The following is a 281-nucleotide window of genomic DNA, read 5'->3' as shown; positions in this document are numbered from 1 at the left end:
GTCCTTAGTTGCTACGCAAGAGCACTCTAAGGAGACTGCCGGTGACAAACCGGAGGAAGGTGGGGATGACGTCAAGTCCTCATGGCCCTTATGGGTAGGGCTTCACACGTCATACAATGGTCGGAACAGAGGGTTGCCAAGCCGCGAGGTGGAGCCAATCCCAGAAAACCGATCGTAGTCCGGATTGCACTCTGCAACTCGAGTGCATGAAGCTGGAATCGCTAGTAATCGCGGATCAGCATGCCGCGGTGAATACGTTCCCGGGTCTTGTACACACCGCC

1 rRNA gene is annotated in these 281 nt (G+C 55.9%); it reads left to right on the top strand.

Going from position 1 to position 281, the window contains the following annotated elements:
• A 16S ribosomal RNA gene (locus HZI36_RS26800) occupies positions 1 to 281 on the top strand; the annotation flags it as partial.

The organism is Burkholderia guangdongensis, from assembly GCF_013403875.1.
Lineage (GTDB): Bacteria > Pseudomonadota > Gammaproteobacteria > Burkholderiales > Burkholderiaceae > Burkholderia > Burkholderia guangdongensis.
This window is presented reverse-complemented; position numbering and strand designations above follow the sequence as displayed.